A 17,855-nucleotide genomic window follows, 5' to 3' on the forward strand; every position below is an offset into this window, starting at 1 on the left:
ATCATGCCTCGTTACGGGTGGTTCATGCCACCCGTAGGAAGGGTCTGACGGTTTTTTGCTTCAATCCACTGCGCCATGTATTGCGTGCTCTTGTGGTGATGGTGGCGCAGCATGCTCCCGGTGAAATTGTCCCTTCTGATCGTGTTTATTTGCTGCTGACAGGCCTGGAGGCGGGCGATCAGCGCCGGGCCATGATCGGTCTTGAGGTAGCGGCGCGACAGCAGTTCCACGCCTGCGGCCTGTGCGTCAAGCCAGGTTTTTTCGTCCTTGTAGAGTTGTACTGCGCTGTCTGCAAATTGCTGTGCGGTGCGGGTTATCGCGCCTGGCCAGGGTTCTTCGCCGTGCATGCCTTCTGCACCGACGGGCGTGGTGACATTGGGCGTGCCGCAGAGCATGGCGTCCACCAATTTGCCTTTGATGCCCGCACCGAATCGTAGCGGCGCGACGCACACCCGCGCCGCCGACATGACTTGCAAGGCATCTTCGGCCCAGTTCATGACATGAAACCCTTGCGCGGCATTGTGTAACGCCGTCGCTTTGGGCGGTGTATAGGCGCCGTAGATGTGGAGTTGGGCAGTGGGCAATTGCTGACGAATCAACGGCCAGATCACCGTTTTAAGCCAGAGAACAGCATCCCAGTTCGGCGCATGGCGGAAGTTGCCGATACTCAGGAAATTCGCCCGCTCTTCGAAGGGTAGGAATGACTGAGTCGGCAAATCGACCATCAACGGGCACCAGTGCAGCAAGTTGCGAGGCACGTTGAACTGCTCAACCAGTAACTCGATTTCCACTTCGGAAATCATCAGCGTCAAGTCACAACGATAAATCGCTGCCAGTTCCCGTTTGGCTAGATCCGTATCGGCCATGTGCTCAAACTCTTCACGCAACGCGGGCGCGAACAGTTCGTTGAAATCGTGGTTATCGTCGCTGACCTTCAACCGGTCCTTGAGTCGTTGGTGTCGGGCGTGTCGCAGACTCTGCAGGTCCGAGGTTTCGAGCACGCGCAAGGCATCGGGGCACTGTTGCTCAACGCGCCAGCCAAACTGTTCTTCCATCATGAATTGATCGAACAGCACGATGTCCGGGGCCAGTTCGCTGACAAAGGTGTCAAAACTGCTGTTGTTCAACTCGATCGGCACTTGGCGAATGCCCAGTGCCGTCAGGTCTGCCGGATGTTCGCCCGCGCCGGCGGGACTGCTGAACGTGATGTCCCAGCCTTGTTGCACAAACGCCTCGAGGATTTGCATGACATGGCCACTGGCCGCCGAAGAGCGGGGTTCGGGCCAGACGTAACCAATGACCAGGACTTTGGTTGCGTGGGGTTGACTCATGAGGCATTCCTTGAAGCAGGCAGGGGCGCAGTGAAAATAAGGCGTGATGTTAACCCATAGCGCAAAACGGTCCTGGACCGCGGCGCTGGATATTGATGGTTTATTCGCGTGCGAGGATGCTTGTGACCTTGTCGCGCAATTGATCAATCGAAAACGGTTTGCCTATTACCGACATCCCCGCCGGCACATCAATGCTCTCGGCATAACCGCTGGCAAACAGAATGGGTAATGTCGGGCGGACCATTCGCGCCTGGGTGGCCAATTCCCGACCGTCCATCACCGGCAGACCGACATCGGTCATCATCAAGTCAATGTGCTGATCTTCATCATTAAGAAACTCCAGCGCTTGCTCGCAGCCGTCTGCCTCAAGCACTTTGAACTCCAGTTCCTCCAGCACATCGACGATCAGCATGCGCACGATGTCATCGTCTTCTACTACGAGAATGATGGACGCGTTGGAGGACATAGTGGGTTCCCAAAGAATAAAAGTACGGTGGCCGGGCGATCAAATTCGCCGGAGTCTTGCTTGAGTAATCGACGGGACCCGAGAAGTTCCCGTGGTGACAGAAAAAGAATAGACCCGCAAGCGCGGCAAGGATAACCGGTCCGTTGCGCGGTAGCAGCTGAATGTAGGATTTTGCGCAAAAACGTGTCAGAAAATTGGATCAAAGCAGCCGTTTTGGGGCAAACTCCGTGGTTTTCAATAGTTCGACAAGGCTGCCCCATGACCTCTGCGTCCTCGGTTGATGAGCAACGTTTCCGTAAACTTCTGAGCCGTAACGTCAGCCTGCCGCTGGGCGTAGGCCTGGTCAGTGCCGTGTTCTTCATTTCGCTGATCACTTATCTGCTGTCGACCATTCAATGGGTCGAGCACACGGACAGGGTGATCAATAACGCCAATGAAGCGGTAAAGCTGACCGTCGATCTGGAAACCGGCATGCGCGGCTTTCTGCTCAGCGGTGACGAGAAATTCCTCGAACCCTACGAAACCGCCCGCCCCAGACTCAAAGTCGCGCTCGATACGCTGCTGGAGCTGACCGCCGACAACCCGGTTCAGACCGATCGCCTTCATCGCCTCGAAGCGTTGCAGGGCGAATGGGCTGACTATGCACAGTCAATGATTGACATGCAGCGTACCAGTGGCGACTACCGCGGTGCGGTCAAGGCCGGGCGTGGCAAGCGGCTGACGGATGAAATCCGCAAGCAGTTCGAAGACGTGATCGACATGGAGCAGCAGTTGCGCACCGCGCGCAATAACGAGGTGAGCCGCACCACGATCTGGAGCATCACCCTTTACCTGCTGTTCGTCGCGGCGATCAGCGGACTGTTGGCCTACATCGGCCGGCGGGATCTGCTCAACCTGTCGCAAAGCTACGGTGCCAATCTTGCCGCCCAAGAGGCCAGCGCCCAACGCCTGGAGCAGCAAGCCTGGTTGCGCAATGGCCAGACCGAGCTGGCAGAGCAGGTCCTCGGACAGCTCAGCCTGAATCTGCTGGGACGCAATATCCTGCAATTCTGTGCGCAATACCTGGGCACGGCGGTGGCGGCTATTTATGTTCGCGAAGAACACGGCGGCCTGAAGCGCGTCGCGAGTTACGGCTTTTCCCGGGAGCAGGAAGCGCTTGATCAACATATTTACAGCGATGAAGGGATTGTCGGTCAGGTGGCGCAAACGGCGCGCCTGATTCGCCTCGACAGCGTCCCGAGCGACTTTTTCAAAGTAAGCTCCGGCCTCGGCGAAGGCTTGCCCCACAGCGTGCTAGTGGTGCCGACCAGTGATGACGAACGAGTCAACGGCGTCATCGAATTGGGCTTCCTGCGCCCATTGAGCGACCGCGATGTCGAACTGCTCGAATTGATTGCCGGCAACATCGGCACTTCCATAGAAGCCGCACGTTATCGCCAGCGATTGCAGGAAGTGCTGGCCGAAACTCAACAGCTCAACGAAGAGCTGCAGGTCCAGCAGGAAGAGCTCAAGACTGCAAACGAAGAGCTTGAAGAGCAATCGCGAATTCTCAAGGAATCCCAGGCGCACCTGGAAACCCAGCAGGTCGAGCTCGAGCAGACCAACGAACAGCTCGCCGAGCAGGCACAGATCCTGTCGGATCAGCGCGACGCCATGGACCAGAAGAACACCGAGCTCAATCACGCCCAGACTCAGCTGGAAGAGCGCGCCGATGAGTTGCAGCGTTCGAGCAAGTACAAATCCGAATTCCTCGCCAACATGTCTCACGAACTGCGCACGCCGCTGAACAGCTCGTTGATCCTGGCCAAGTTGCTCGCGGAAAACCCTCAGGACAATCTCAGCGCCGAGCAGGTCAAGTTTGCCGAGTCGATCTATTCGGCGGGCAATGACTTGCTCAACCTGATCAACGACATCCTCGACATTTCCAAGGTCGAGGCCGGCAAGCTTGAAGTGCGGCCGGAGAACACCAGCGTCGCTCGCCTCGTGGACGGTTTGCGCGGGATGTTCCAGCCGTTGGCAGCGGACAAGCATCTGGATTTCCAGATCGAGCTGCAGGCCGGGTCGCCGATGATGATCTACACCGACCGCCAGCGCCTGGAACAGGTGATCAAGAACCTGTTGTCGAACGCAGTGAAGTTCACCGAGAAAGGCACTGTGACCCTGACGGTGGCGTCGCAGCCAAACGACGGCATCGCCTTTGTCGTGCGCGACTCTGGGATTGGTATTGCCGCCGATCAGCAGGAAAGCATTTTCGAAGCTTTCCGCCAGGCCGATGGCACCACCAATCGCCGTTACGGCGGCACTGGCCTGGGCTTGTCGATTTCTCGCGACCTGGCGGCATTGCTGGGTGGGTCGATCAGCGTCACCAGCGAACCAGGGCAGGGCAGTGTGTTCACCCTGGTACTGCCTCAGCAGTATGTCGAGCCGGGTGAAATACCGGTTGAACCGATGAGGTCTTCACCTGTAGCCGTCACACCGCAGGCCATTCCCGCTGCGTTGGTACCCCTGATAGCCCCGGTTGATATCCCGCGTTTCAACGATGATCGCACCAAGGCACCGTTCACCACGCGCTGCATTCTGGTGGTGGAAGATGAGCCGAATTTTGCGCACATTCTCTACGACCTGGCCCATGAGCTGGGTTACCAGTGCCTGGTCGCCCATGGGGCCGACGAAGGCTATGACCTGGCCAAAGAGTACCTGCCGGATGCCATTTTGCTGGACATGCGCCTGCCGGATCACTCCGGCCTGACGGTGTTGCAGCGCCTCAAGGAACACGCGGAAACCCGGCACATCCCGGTGCACGTGATTTCCGTCGAGGACCGGGTTGAAGCGGCCATGCACATGGGCGCTATCGGTTATGCGGTCAAGCCAACGACGCGCGAAGAGCTCAAGGATGTGTTTGCCCGTCTCGAAGCCAAGCTGACCCAGAAAGTCAAACGCGTGCTGCTGGTTGAAGACGACGATTTGCAACGGGACAGCATTGCCCGCCTGATCGGCGACGAGGATATCGAAATCACCGCCGTCGGTTTCGCTCAGGAAGCCCTCGACCTGCTGCGCACCACCATCTTCGATTGCATGATCATCGACCTGAAGTTGCCGGACATGCTCGGCAACGACCTGCTCAAGCGCATGTCCACCGAAGACATCTGCTCGTTCCCGCCGGTGATCGTCTACACCGGACGTAACCTGACCCGGGACGAAGAGGCCGAGCTGCGCAAGTACTCGCGTTCGATCATCATCAAGGGCGCGCGCTCTCCGGAGCGCCTGCTGGATGAGGTCACACTCTTTTTGCACAAAGTCGAATCGAAGTTGTCCCATGAACGCCAGCGAATGCTCAAGACCGCGCGCAGTCGTGACAAGGTCTTCGAGGGTCGCAAAGTGTTGCTGGTGGACGACGATGTGCGCAACATCTTCGCCCTCACCAGTGCGCTGGAGCAAAAGGGTGCAGTCGTGGTCATCGGCCGTAACGGTCGGGAGGCGATTGAAAGGTTGAATGAAGTCGATGACATCGATCTGGTGCTGATGGACGTGATGATGCCGGAGATGGATGGTTTCGAAGCCACCATCGAGATCCGCAAAGACCCGCGCTGGCGCAAGCTGCCGATTATTGCGGTGACGGCCAAGGCCATGAAGGATGATCAGGAGCGCTGCTTGCAGGCCGGCTCCAACGACTACCTGGCCAAGCCCATCGATCTGGATCGCCTGTTCTCGCTGATTCGCGTGTGGTTACCGAAAATGGAACGCATTTAGTGGAACGCAATCATTCAGAGCGAAATAGCGAAATCGAACTGCGGTTGCTGATCGAGGCGATTTTCCTCAAGTACAGCTACGACTTTCGCGACTATTCCGGTGCTTCGATCAAGCGCCGGGTTCAACACGCGTTAGGCCAGTTCGAGTGCGCCACTATCTCGGCCCTGCAGGAAAAAGTCCTGCACGATCCGACGGCGTTCATGCAGTTGCTGCAATTGCTGACGATCCCGGTCAGCGAAATGTTCCGCGACCCGTCGCACTTCCTGGCCATTCGCCAGGAAGTGGTGCCGCTGCTCAAGACGTATCCCTCGATCAAGATCTGGATCGCCGGCTGCAGCACGGGCGAAGAAGTCTATTCAATGGCGATTCTGCTGCGCGAAGAGGGTTTGCTCGATCGCACCATCATCTACGCCACGGACATCAATCCGCGCTCGCTGGATAAAGCCAAGCAGGGAATTTTCTCTATGGAGAATGTCCGGGCGTACACGGCCAATTACCAGCAAGCCGGCGGCCAGCGCTCGTTCGCCGATTACTACACGGCGGCCTATGGCTATGCCATTTTCGACAAGTCGCTGTGCGAGAACGTGACCTTCGCCGACCACAGCCTGGCGACCGACAGTGTGTTTTCGGAAACTCAATTAATTTCATGTCGTAACGTATTGATTTACTTCAACAAAAAGCTTCAGGATCGAGCGTTCGGTCTGTTCCACGAATCACTTTGCCACCGCGGCTTTCTGGTCCTCGGCAGCAAGGAAACACCGGAGTTTTCAGGCTTTGGCAGGCAGTTCGAACCCTTGGTCAAACAAGAACGGATTTACCGCAAATCATGAACGATGCCCTGCAGCTGCCTACAATTAAAGCCATCGTGATCGGCGCCTCGGCGGGCGGTGTGGAAGCGTTGCTGAACCTGCTGAGCCCGTTGCGCGAAGGTTTCGTGCTGCCGATTATCGTGGTGCTGCACCTGCCTGACGCACGTCGCAGCCAGCTGGCTGAAGTGTTCGCCCGTCGGGTCTCGATGCGCGTGCTGGAAGCCGATGACAAAACGCCGATTGAAGCGGGCACGTTGTATTTCGCTTCTCCCGGTTATCACTTGTCGGTCGAGCAGGACCGCAGCTTTTCCCTGAGCCTGGAAGACCGCGTTCATCATTCGCGGCCCGCGATCGATTACCTGTTCGAGTCCGCCGCTGACGCCTATGGCGAAAACCTGGCTGCGGTATTGCTGACGGGCGCCAACCGCGATGGCGCGAATGGGCTGGCCAAGGTCAAGTACCTGGGCGGCCTGACCATTGTGCAGGACCCTGACGAGGCCCAGGTGGCGACCATGCCATTGGCTGCACTGGATGTGCACCAGCCGGATCACATTCTCCCCCTACGCGGCATCGGCCGTTTGCTTGTCGAGCTGGAACGAATCGCATGCTAAGTAATATCCAAGCCAAACTGCTGATCGTTGACGATCTGCCGGAGAACCTGTTGGCGCTCGAAGCGCTGATCAAGCGTGAAGACCGCATGGTCTACAAAGCCTTGTCCGCGGACGAAGCCTTGTCGCTGCTGCTGCAACACGAGTTCGCCATGGCCATCCTCGATGTGCAAATGCCGGGCATGAACGGCTTCGAGCTGGCCGAGCTGATGCGCGGCACCGAAAAAACCAAGAACATTCCGATTGTCTTCGTCAGTGCGGCAGGCCGTGAGCTGAACTATGCGTTCAAGGGCTACGAAAGCGGGGCCGTGGACTTCCTGCACAAGCCGCTGGACATCCATGCGGTCAAGAGCAAGGTCAATGTGTTTGTCGACCTGTATCGGCAGAGCAAGGCCATGAAACAGCAGGTCGAAGCCCTGGAGCAGAGCCGCCGGGAACAGGAGGCGCTGCTTGTTCAATTGCAGAGTACCCAGCGGGAACTGGAGCAGGCGGTGCGCATGCGCGATGACTTCATGTCCATCGTTGCTCACGAAGTACGCACGCCGCTCAATGGCCTGATCCTTGAAACCCAATTGCGCAAAATGCACCTGGCCCGGGATAACGCCGCTGCGTTTACCCTGGACAAGATGCACGCCATGGTCGACCGCGATGAGCGGCAGATCAAAAGCCTGATCCGCCTGATCGAGGACATGCTCGACGTTTCACGGATTCGCACTGGCAAGCTGTCGATCCGGCCGAGTCGATTTGACCTGGCGGCGCTGGTGCGTGGCCTGCTGCAAAATTTCGCCCCGCAGATCGACGCTGCCGAATCCTCGGTCACTCTGGACGCCGAGGAATCGGTCATCGGCCATTGGGATGAATTTCGCATCGAACAAGTGATCTCAAACTTGTTGACCAACGCGTTACGGTACGGCGCCAAGAGCCCGATCAGCGTGAAGGTGTACAGTGAGAACGGTCAGGCGCGGGTCGAAGTGCGGGATCAGGGGATCGGTATTGGTGAGGAAAACCAGAAGCGAATCTTCCAGCAGTTCGAGCGCGTCACGGCCAAACACGCCGTCGCCGGATTGGGCCTGGGATTGTTTATTTCCGAACAGATTGTGACTGCCCATGGCGGTACCATTACCGTCGAAAGCCGGATTGGCGAGGGCGCCCTGTTTCGCGTTTGTCTGCCGCTGTAGGAAAACAGCCAGATAAACGCAACCTCTGATCGACCCCACGGTCGTATCAGCAGCTATTGACCGAACAAAGGCTTCCCCATGAGTGAAGATGCGCAAGACGTAGTACTGGTCGTCGAGGATGACCCCTCGATTTTGATGGTGTTGTCCGCCTATCTGGCCGGCGAGGGCTACCGCGTGCTGCAGGCCGAAAATGGTGAGCAGGCGTTCGAGATCCTGGCGAGCAAACCGCACCTGGACATGATGATTACCGACTTCCGCCTGCCGGGTGGCATCTCGGGCGTGCAGATTGCTGAACCCGCGGTGAAGCTGCGACCGGAACTCAAGGTGATTTTCATCAGCGGTTATCCGCAGGAAATCCGCGAGACCGACAGTCCGATCACCCGCAAGGCGCCGATTCTGGGCAAGCCGTTCGATCTGGATGTGTTGCAGGAATTGATGCAGGAAATGCTGTCTTGAAACACCGCGAACCCTGTTGAAATGCCGCAAAAAATCGCGACATACCCTGGAGCTGCCGAAGGCGCCGATCTTTTGATCTTGCTTTTATAAAATCAAAAGATCGACGCCTTCGGCAGCTCCTACAGGGTCATCTCGGCTTATCGGCATAATGGGTCAGATCCGGATCATTTCCCGCACCTTCGCCGTCAACAGATCGAAGGTGAAGGGCTTGGTGATCATCTGCATGCCGGGGTCAAGAAATCCGCCGCGCACCGCAGCGTGCTCGGCGTAACCGGTGATGAACAGGACCTTGAGTTCCGGCCGGTATTGCCGACCTATTTCCGCCAGTTGTCGCCCATTCATACCCGGTAACCCGACATCGCTGATCATCAGGTCAATACGCTGGACCGAGTCCAGGATAGGCACCGCGCTGTTCGCATCACCCGCCTCGACAAACGCATACCCCAAGTCACTTAACACTGAACTGACCAGCGCCCGAACGGCAGGATCATCTTCAACGATCAGGATCGTTTCGCCGTTCTGGGCAAAGGGCGCGTAGGGCGTTTCTGCCGGCGAATCAAACGGCACATCGCCGCCGAATCGCGGAAGGAACAGGGTGACGGTCGTACCTTTGTCGACCTCGCTGTCGATCACCACATGCCCGCGTGATTGCTTGCTGAAGCCATAGATCATCGACAACCCGAGGCCAGTGCCCTGGCCAATGGGTTTGGTGGTGAAAAAGGGATCGAAAGCACGGTTGATGGTGCTTTGGGGCATGCCACAGCCCGTGTCCGTCACACTCAGCACCACGTAATCGCCGGGTTCGAGATTGCTATGGGCATCGGTAAATGATGCATCCAGATGCTGATTGGAGGTTTTCACCACCAGCTTGCCGCCATTGGGCATCGCGTCCCGGGCATTGATCACCAGATTGAGCAGGGCGCTTTCCAATTGATTGGGATCGGCCTCGGCCACCCACAACCGATCGCTGAGCTGCATGTCCAGGTAGATGCTCTCGTCGATGCTGCGCTGGAGCAATTCGCCCATCGACACCACCAGGGTATTCATCTCGACCGGTTTTGAATCCAGGGACTGGCGTCGGGAAAACGCCAGCAGGCGGTGCGTCAGACCGGCGGCGCGGTTGGCCGAGGTCACACCCAGATCGATCAAACTGTCCAGATCATCCACACGGCCACGGGCCAAGCGCCGGCGCAGCAGCTCCAGGCTGCCGATGATCCCGGTCAACATGTTGTTGAAATCGTGGGCAATGCCCCCCGTGAGTTGTCCAACTGCTTCCATCTTCTGGGATTGGCGCAGCGCTTCTTCATTGTGCCGCAGCTCGGCGGTGCGCTCCTCAACCTGCTGTTCCAGGGTTTCGAGGGTGTTTTGCAGGCGCAATTCGCTTTGACTCAAATCGATCAAGCGGTCCCTGGCTTCATATTGTCGTCGCCGGCCGCGCAGTGCGGTAGTCACCAGGCTGATCAAGGTCACGGGGTGAAAAGGGCGCTCGAGAAAGGTGACGTTGCCCAGTTGCGGGCCGAATCTGGACGCCGGGTTTTGCTCGGGGCCACCGTGATAAGTCAGCAACACGATGGGCAAATCGGACCAGGCCGGCTGTTGTTCGATCAGCTCCAGCAACGGATCAAGATCGCCCCCCATCAAAGCCTCGGAGGAAATCAGCAACAGGCCTGCGCCTTTTGCAATCTCGCTGCACAGCGATGGCAGATCCCGCGTGATGATGCCGTCGAAACCGGCTTCGTTGAGCATCATCAGAGCAATTTGGCTATCACGTCCCAGCGGCGCGAGGATGATCGCGCGCTCGGACATTGCTTCGCGGACCGTCAAGGGAGTTCATCCCCGAGCAGTGGTTTGCTCGCGCCCATGTAGGTCGGGACGCCGCGCAATACGCCTTGGAACGCGTCCAGTGGTTCGCCGATGGTCATGCCTTTTGCACTGATGCGGTATTCGCGAATGGTCGATTCATGGCTGCCGGTACGTTTTTTGATGATTGAGATGGCTCGGCGAACCTTGCCCAGTGCTTCGAAGTAACGCAGCAGAATCACGGTATCGGCCAGGTAGGTGATGTCCACCGGCGCCTGCATGTCACCGACGAGGCCATGCTGGGCGACCGTCATGAAGGTCGCGGCGCCTTGGCGATTGAGGTACAGCAGCAGTTCGTGCATGTGCAGCACCAGGGCGTTTTCTTCAGGCATCGCTGCCTGGTAGCCGTTGATGCTGTCGATGACGACCGTCTTGATTCCGCGTTCATCTACACAACGGCGAACCCGGTGCGAAAACTCGCCTGGCGAAAGTTCCGCGGCATCGACTTGCTCGATCAGCAGGTTGCCGGTGGCTTGCAGGGCTTGCAAATCGATGCCCATGTTTCTCATGCGCTCGAACAGCAGGCCGAGTTCTTCGTCGAAAATAAACAATGCAGCCTTTTCGCCCCTTGCCACAGCGGCTGCGGCGAAAATCATCGAGATCAGCGACTTGCCGGTACCGGCGGGGCCGAGGATCAATGTGCTGGAACCGGTTTCTATGCCACCACCGAGCAGGGCATCCAGCTCTTTAATGCCGCTGGTCAACTGCGTACGCACGTATTTGCCGCGATGTTCGGCAGCCACCAGCCGGGGAAACACGTGCACGCCGTCACCCATGATGGTGAAGTCGTGGAAGCCACCCCGGTATTTCTGACCGCGGTACTTCACTACGCGTATCCGCCGACGTTCAGCGCCGTAGTTGGGCGTCAATTCTTCAAGGCGAATAACGCCGTGAGCAACGCTGTGCACGGTTTTATCAAGGGATTCAGTGGTCAGGTCATCCAGCAACACCACCGTGGCGTCATAGCGCACGAAGTAGTGTTTGATGGCGAGAATCTGACGGCGATAACGCAGGGAACTTTGGGCCAACAGACGGATTTCGGAGAGGCTGTCGAGCACGACCCGGGTTGGTTTTACCCGTTCGACCACTTCAAAAATCTGTTTGGTCGCTTCGCCTAACTCAAGGTCGGAGGAGTACAGCAGGCTCTGTTGATGTTCTGCGTTAAGCAGACTTTCCGGCGGGGTCAGTTCGAAGATATGGATATGCTCATCGAGCTCCCAACCATGGGACAGCGCACCCTGGCGCAATTCACGCTCGGTTTCCGAGAGCGTGATGTACAACGAGCGCTCGCCGGCTCGTGCGCCGGCCATCAAAAAATGCAACGCGACGGTGGTTTTACCGGTACCGGGTTCACCCTCCAGCAAAAACACGTGGCCGCGGGACAATCCGCCGGCCAGGATGTCATCCAGACCATCAATGCCAGTGGCGGCTTTTGCACTGAACAACTCGTTAGATGTAGACAAAAAATGCCCTCTCATGACTAGGGGAAGCGAGGCAGCAGGCCTGAAGTGCCTGAATGGACTGCCTGTTCACTTGACCTTTTGCCGTTGCGGCGGTTCCACACAATTTGTGTGCACAGCGAATTGTAGGCGTCATGGGGCTGCGTAAATGGCTTATGCACGATCTCAGCGGGAGCAAAGCTTTATTGGCGATCGCTCAAAGCCCTTGCTGCAACGCCGGATCATCGGGATTCATCTGTTCAAGCTGTGCCAAAAGGATCTGCACATTCTGCAGTTGCCCGCTTTCTTTCCAATAGTTGATCAGCAGCACACGGGCCTTGCGATCAGCCGGGTGGCGCTGGACGATCTCCTGCAGCTGCTTCTGCGCCGCCTCCAGCTCCTGCTCATCGTGGAGGGTGGTGGCGAGGTCGTAACGGTAATCCTTGTTGTCCGGCTCCAGCTCCACGGCCTTGGACAGGCCGAGCACGGCGTATTCGCTTTGCCCGTGATGCAGCAGCCACATCCCCAGGGCATGTTGCAGATACGCCGAGTCCGGCTGGGCTTTCAACTGCTTGGCCAGCAGAAGCCGGGCCGCATCGCTCTGTCCTTGCCTGTCCAGCACATCGATCTGCATCACCAGCGCCGGCAGGTTTCCCGGGGCCAGGCGCAAAGTGTTGTCCAATGCCGTTTGCGCCTCTTTCAGTTCGGCGTTGTGCACATGCAAACGGGCCAGTTGATACTGATTGTCAACGCTTTGGAGTTGGCTCTTCAGGTCTTGTTCCCAGGCATCGATGGCTTGCTCCAGTGGCCCGAAATACAACCCAAGGTCATCCGGCGAAAGCCCGAGCAACGCATTGACCGCGGCGTAACGCACGTTTTGTTCTTCATCGTCGAGCAACGGCCCGAGCAATAGGCTGCGCTGGCCATTGGGGACCAGGCCGCTGATGCTTTTGATCGCCGCGATGCGCACGTCGGGCGACTCATGCTGCAAGTCCGCATCCGCCAGCTTCAGGGCCACGGAACTGGGGTAGTTAGGCAACTCGGCATGCAGCCAGATACGGCGTTTTGGGGAAATATCAGGACGGGCCAATTGCTGATAGAGCACGCGCGCTGCGCCGGGTTTTCCGGCGCGAGCCTGGTCCAGCGCTTCGCTGTAACCGCGTTTGATTGCTTGTGGCACGACAGGGGTAGTGTTGCGCAGGAAAAACCAGGCAATCACGAGGGCGAACAGCACGCAGAGGCTGATGATCAGGTAGCGGCGAGACTGGGGCATGCAGAAATCCGTTGCTGGCAAGCGAGTGCAAAGTTGCCAGCTTCGGTCAGGCAGGGCCCTGAGTCAAACCCTGGCTCAGTTCAGCACATACTCCACCGGTTCGAGCGCTGGCGGCAGGTCGGTTTGCCGCTTTCGCAGCGGTTGCAGTGTAGAAGTATGGCGAGCGTCCAATCGCCAGGATTGACGGGCTCCTCAATGGTATCCATCGCTATCACTGTCGTTCAGCCAGGTAGTCAGTCGTCGCCGCAACAATGGCGTTTTTTGAAAGAGGTAAAAACAGCAGCATTTTAGGCTTGTTGAAATGAACCTGCCTGGACCGAACAATCTGATGCTTGCCCCTCGTAACACCACCACTGTCGGTGCTTCGCCACAGCTACCTTTCTCCAACCCCATTGGACGACTGCAAACCCGGCTCTCCAGTGCGGTTTTGAACACCGAGAGTAGCCCTGAACTGATACGCCTCCCGAATATGGGTATAAGCGCAAAGAAGAATGCTGAAATACCTGCGCCACAATTGGACGTTTCGTGCCATTCCTTCAAGCCGGAATTCATTTCTCAGGGGGATGTGGATACTCGATGGACTGCGCTCAAGGAATACTTGACGGGTGCAACCCTGCAGGAGCAGGAAATACTGGAAGTCCTGAGCAGTGGCATTCTGCAAACGGACACAGGCAGGGCCATTAGCGAGCTGTTTGAAAACGCCTTCATTCGCTCGATCAGGTCCCGGGGAAACTTGAGTGAAGCACGACTCAAAGTCATCGTAGATGTCCTGTGCCATTTACCACCTGGCCAATGGCAGGCAGCGCTGGGAGAACAGGCAAGGTTTTCAAGTGATCATCGTGCCGATGGTGTGATGGGGTTTATCCAGTCCAGACTGGATGCTTCAAGCGCTGAGCGGGACGAGAAAATTGCCCACCATCACTTGGTCTCCGATGAACAGTGGGACGCCATCAAGAACATAATCCAGGACGTCGGGCGATATGTTCGTTCCAGCAATAAGGTGCTGCACAGCGCTTTTCAGGTGCTCCAGGACCACCGAGACTTACGTCCATCTCCAAAGGATGCACAAAACCATTTGGAGGACGTAAAGCACGCACTTCGTGATTCATCATCCGGCGAGCGCAGGCGTTGGGATGATTCCCTTATTGATAAGGTCGAAGCCGTCTACGATCAGCTCAAACCCGGGTATCAGGGAGCGTCTGCGGAATCGCAGGCAGTAAACACGGATGAATTGATATCGCTGAGGTTTTTCAACACGCCCACACCTGTCGTGAAGGGACAATTCTCACTACTGGAAGAGCTGCAAGGCTTTGAGCGTCACGCCAACTTTTACACGTACGTCAGCACAACTGGGCCGGTTATTGCGGAGGGTTTTTTTGCCAGGTTCCTTTACGCCTGCAATGCACTGGATACGTTCGGGGCCTTGAGGCTGGACGCTAGTCATATAACCACCAGGCCCGCTTCGATCCCAAGTAGTCACGCCTGGAAAAATGGTGAGTCCGATCTTCCCAAGTCACCGCTTACGCCAGACCCGGAACAGCCCCAAGCCGACGCCATGGATCCTTTGGCCGGGGTAGGCCAGTTCGCGGCACAAGTGGATGAATTGCTGAGCCGGTTTTTCCGCAATGCTGTGCCTTGGGACAGCGCCCATGCCCAAGAGGAGGTGGAGCTGGAGACCATGCTTGAACCGTTTGGAGAGACGCCTTATCAGCCTACAACGACTGGTTTGCCTCCCGATACGTTCACACGCATTTCAGCGGATATGGACGTTCTCAAGGAGCAGCTGGGTAATTGGCTCTCCCGGATGAGCTCCAGCTTGCTCGGCACGGGTGCCGCGGTCTTAAGTCGAACGGGCGATTTGATAGAGCAAAACCCAGGTAAAGCGGTGGGAATGTTTGCGGCCTACATGGCGGTCAGTAACTTTTATGCCAGCTGGTTTCTGCCTGAACCGGAGGAAGCGGGGGATCCTTTACAGGGTGTCCACATCCATCCCGATCCTGTGCCTGACGAAGGAGCCATGGCCCACGAATATGCCATAGAGGGCATTGAAGACATATTCGAGCTTTTTCCAGTATTTGCAGCTGAAGTAAAACAGCTGATAAACAAGACGTCTTACGAGGTGCCCACCGACGATCCAGAGTTGATCGAAAAGCTGGAGGAGTTACTGCGGCAACCTGTTCCCGGTCACCCCAATGTAACCTATGGGGACTATCTCGACGAAATCACTGTAGGGGCAAAGATAGACGCTCATGATGAGTTCGAGGCAGATGACGTCAGCGACTTAAAGGTCAAGCCTGTCGTCACTACTGAGACTCGACTGTTTGTGGCCGACAAACCGGCACACGTAATTAGAACGCGCAGTGTGGATGAAGGGTTGGGCATGTTTTCTAATGTGCAAACGTCAGAGAGTGGCGTCGAAGCGCACTCATATGCGCACTTACTCATTCATGCAGGTCAGCGTACTGCAGATGCCGAGGTCGGTATTGGTCCGGGCGAAGAATTTGTACCGGGTTTCACGATAAGCCAAGTGGCCAGTACGTTTAAAGATGATTTTGCTGAGATGCAAATATTATTGGATTCTTCATTGTTTATTCTGTCGGAGGTGGAGAAATTAGTTTCCGAATCAGATATATCTGATCATCTAAAAAGAACAACAACCGCTACATCGACTTTCCGTTTTGAATATGTAACGCCACTTCCAATAGGTAAACATGTCGATATTTTTCAGGAGCATATAAGGGATGAAAGATTTACCCTGGCGGGGTTGATGGCGGGGCAGCATGATAAAGCAAAAAAAGACCTTGAACGGATGACGGTTCATTGGCCCTCAGGATACACCCAGCATTTTAAGGACGCTGTAAAGAATATTAATCTTGCAGCAGAACACAATAAGCGTTTGGACAGAATGCTTTGGAAGCCACACACCTATAAGCTTTGGAAAGCTGCATTCGATGTTAATTTGAAAAAGCTGTTGACTGAATATCTCGAAAGCCCAGCGGCGTCCGAGGACGCAATAAATATTATCAAGAGTTTTTTGAAGGGGGAAACCCGGGTCAGACCTATTGCTATTAAAAATGGTGCGTTTAGTGATGAATTTCATGTGTCTGATGCTGTTTTTTTAACGAGTAAGGGTAAGAGGACGGAAGGGTTATTTGTTTTTCTGGGGGGGAACGCAACGGTTATCGAGAGCCCCGTTGAGCTATTTAGAGAAGGTGGAAAATCAATAGAGGAGTTCCCACAGTTGAGCAGTGAACTGTCGAAACGAATCCCCCTGAAAATCCTGCTGGGTCGCGACGATGACGATTTTAAGTACAGTCAAGGACGATCTGTCTGGAGTCATGGTATAGATTATAAATGGCCATATGAACCCATTGTTATTGGTCGTATAGATGGTCCTAATCACTATCGCGAGCAATACGATGTTTTCAAAGTTCTATTCTATAGTGCGACTGTCAAAGCCCGGGATAATATGGACACCAGGACGTCCACGTGGGATGAGCGATTCATTGATAAACTATTGGACGTGTTAGCAGATACATTAAGGTATTGCGCAATTTTATCGGGTTTTCCAGGGGCCCCTACCGCAGGGCTTGCTTTCTTGCTTGGCGCGGGTGCGTCAGCAGTTAAATACACGCAAGGAGAATTGAATGATGACCCCTCGGAGGGCAATCGACTCAAAGCCGCAGCGATTAAGGGGCTTGTTACGCAAATCGCTGCTCCTTACATAGGCCAAGTGTTTGGGAAAGTGCCTAATGAAGCAGAGCTATTTCGCATTACTCTCAAAGTCTATCAATTATTAAAGCTATCGCAGGATTTGCCAAAAGAGATAACCCAATTTTTTCCGGAGTATGGGCATCACTCAACGCCACTTGAGCTTAGCGCCAAACACGTTGAGAAATGGATTGCCCCACGCGTCAAAAACCCTTTGCTTGTTCAGGAAAAATTGACCCGAAAGTTCACCAATAAGCGGGTTTCGGATCGGCTTAAATCGTTGAGCAAGAAGGGGCCGGAAGCTGCACAACGTCTCATGGATCGCTCGCGCGTCCTGTATTTCAGCGGCCCGAAAGAGGGATTTGTCTATCGCGGGTTCACGTTATGCGGGGACCTGAGATCTCCTCAGGAGGTGTTCGCTCAGGGTTTTAAAATGAATGCGCCGGTGAACAACATTCAGGACATCAACGGTATGAACGCCAACAGTGGAGCAGATTCCGGCTTGAAAGCGTCCGGATATTACGATAACAACGGTATGGGTGCTTTTCACCAGGGTGGAAAGTCAGGCGGGTACACCTATTTGATCGATGGCAGAGCGATGAATGGTTATGACGTCGCACGCAACAGGAACTGGCAGGCTGACTCCGGATCGCGCACGGGTAATGACCCTTATCAAATAGTCTATGCGCAAGATATTCCAGGTTCGATGATGTTGGGCGCCTACGACAGCGCTGGTAAGTTCATACCCAATCAAAGTGCATTGAATCGTGCCATTGGAAAGAGCAGTCCCGGTTCCAGTGCAGACGAAATTCCATTTCCTTTAGCGCCATTGGTTCACGCCAATAACGCCACTCAAACACCTCTAAAACCTCAGGCATACTAAATGTAGTCGATATCCTTTACCGGGTAATCCGTCGCGTGTAGCAGGCGGTTAGGGCGGGTGCACAAACACATCCCGTTCGTCCATGCAGTGA

Annotated in this window: 11 protein-coding genes; 6 read left to right on the forward strand and 5 right to left on the reverse strand. The window is 55.9% G+C overall.

Going from position 1 to position 17,855, the window contains the following annotated elements; translation table 11 throughout:
- Nucleotides 1-11: 11 nt before the first annotated feature.
- Nucleotides 12-1,331, reverse strand: coding sequence for a glycosyltransferase (locus tag H7698_RS16825; RefSeq protein ID WP_194692169.1), 1,320 nt, complete (start codon nt 1,329-1,331; stop codon nt 12-14).
- 100 nt (nt 1,332-1,431) lie between these two features.
- The gene (locus H7698_RS16830; RefSeq protein ID WP_194692170.1) at nt 1,432-1,797 is read right to left on the reverse strand and encodes a response regulator; all 366 of its coding nucleotides are present in this window, start codon (nt 1,795-1,797) and stop codon (nt 1,432-1,434) included.
- Nucleotides 1,798-2,055: 258 nt separating this feature from the next.
- On the opposite strand from H7698_RS16830, the gene H7698_RS16835 reads away from it, so the two are divergent.
- The 5 genes from H7698_RS16835 (at nt 2,056) to H7698_RS16855 (ending at nt 8,598) form a co-directional block, all read left to right on the forward strand.
- Entirely contained in the window at nt 2,056-5,547 is a 3,492-nt protein-coding gene (locus H7698_RS16835) for a response regulator (protein WP_194692171.1), read from the forward strand.
- Nucleotides 5,547-6,377, forward strand: a complete 831-nt coding sequence (locus tag H7698_RS16840) for a CheR family methyltransferase (protein WP_162438207.1) — start codon at nt 5,547-5,549, stop codon at nt 6,375-6,377. Before H7698_RS16835 ends, H7698_RS16840 begins: the two co-directional genes overlap by 1 nt.
- On the forward strand, nt 6,374-6,967 hold the full coding sequence (locus H7698_RS16845; RefSeq protein WP_194692172.1) for a chemotaxis protein CheB: 594 nt from the start codon (nt 6,374-6,376) through the stop codon (nt 6,965-6,967). Before H7698_RS16840 ends, H7698_RS16845 begins: the two co-directional genes overlap by 4 nt.
- Nucleotides 6,961-8,142: a hybrid sensor histidine kinase/response regulator gene (locus H7698_RS16850; RefSeq protein WP_194692173.1), complete on the forward strand. Its 1,182-nt coding sequence runs from the start codon at nt 6,961-6,963 to the stop codon at nt 8,140-8,142. Before H7698_RS16845 ends, H7698_RS16850 begins: the two co-directional genes overlap by 7 nt.
- A 78-nt stretch (nt 8,143-8,220) precedes the next feature.
- On the forward strand, nt 8,221-8,598 hold the full coding sequence (locus H7698_RS16855) for a response regulator (protein ID WP_162438210.1): 378 nt from the start codon (nt 8,221-8,223) through the stop codon (nt 8,596-8,598).
- Nucleotides 8,599-8,751: 153 nt separating this feature from the next.
- Here the strand turns inward: H7698_RS16855 and H7698_RS16860 are convergent, their stop codons facing one another.
- The 3 genes from H7698_RS16860 to H7698_RS16870 all read right to left on the reverse strand — a co-directional run bounded on the left by H7698_RS16860 (nt 8,752) and on the right by H7698_RS16870 (nt 13,170).
- Entirely contained in the window at nt 8,752-10,422 is a 1,671-nt protein-coding gene (locus H7698_RS16860; protein WP_194692174.1) for a response regulator, read from the reverse strand.
- Nucleotides 10,419-11,921, reverse strand: coding sequence for an ATPase domain-containing protein (locus H7698_RS16865; RefSeq protein ID WP_162438212.1), 1,503 nt, complete (start codon nt 11,919-11,921; stop codon nt 10,419-10,421). The genes H7698_RS16860 and H7698_RS16865 overlap by 4 nt, the downstream gene beginning before the upstream one ends.
- 193 nt (nt 11,922-12,114) lie before the next feature.
- Nucleotides 12,115-13,170 carry a tetratricopeptide repeat protein gene (locus tag H7698_RS16870; protein ID WP_194692175.1) on the reverse strand — a complete coding sequence of 352 codons (1,056 nt, stop codon included), beginning with the start codon at nt 13,168-13,170 and terminating at the stop codon, nt 12,115-12,117.
- A gap of 301 nt (nt 13,171-13,471) precedes the next feature.
- On the opposite strand from H7698_RS16870, the gene H7698_RS16875 reads away from it, so the two are divergent.
- Complete coding sequence (locus H7698_RS16875) at nt 13,472-17,764, forward strand: hypothetical protein (RefSeq protein ID WP_194692176.1); 4,293 nt, start codon at nt 13,472-13,474, stop codon at nt 17,762-17,764.
- Nucleotides 17,765-17,855 lie beyond the last annotated feature (91 nt).

It is taken from the genome of Pseudomonas sp. p50(2008) (assembly GCF_015351605.1).
In the GTDB taxonomy this organism is placed as follows: Bacteria; Pseudomonadota; Gammaproteobacteria; order Pseudomonadales; family Pseudomonadaceae; genus Aquipseudomonas.

Excerpts from the sequence above, each read along its gene's own strand:
- H7698_RS16825 (WP_194692169.1), bottom strand. The coding sequence starts at position 1,331 with ATGAGTCAACCCCACGCAACCAAAGTCCTGGTCATTGGTTACGTCTGG.
- H7698_RS16830 (WP_194692170.1), bottom strand. The coding sequence starts at position 1,797 with ATGTCCTCCAACGCGTCCATCATTCTCGTAGTAGAAGACGATGACATC.
- H7698_RS16835 (WP_194692171.1), top strand. The coding sequence starts at position 2,056 with ATGACCTCTGCGTCCTCGGTTGATGAGCAACGTTTCCGTAAACTTCTG.
- H7698_RS16845 (WP_194692172.1), top strand. The coding sequence starts at position 6,374 with ATGAACGATGCCCTGCAGCTGCCTACAATTAAAGCCATCGTGATCGGC.
- H7698_RS16850 (WP_194692173.1), top strand. The coding sequence starts at position 6,961 with ATGCTAAGTAATATCCAAGCCAAACTGCTGATCGTTGACGATCTGCCG.
- H7698_RS16855 (WP_162438210.1), top strand. The coding sequence starts at position 8,221 with ATGAGTGAAGATGCGCAAGACGTAGTACTGGTCGTCGAGGATGACCCC.
- H7698_RS16870 (WP_194692175.1), bottom strand. The coding sequence starts at position 13,170 with ATGCCCCAGTCTCGCCGCTACCTGATCATCAGCCTCTGCGTGCTGTTC.
- H7698_RS16875 (WP_194692176.1), top strand. The coding sequence starts at position 13,472 with ATGAACCTGCCTGGACCGAACAATCTGATGCTTGCCCCTCGTAACACC.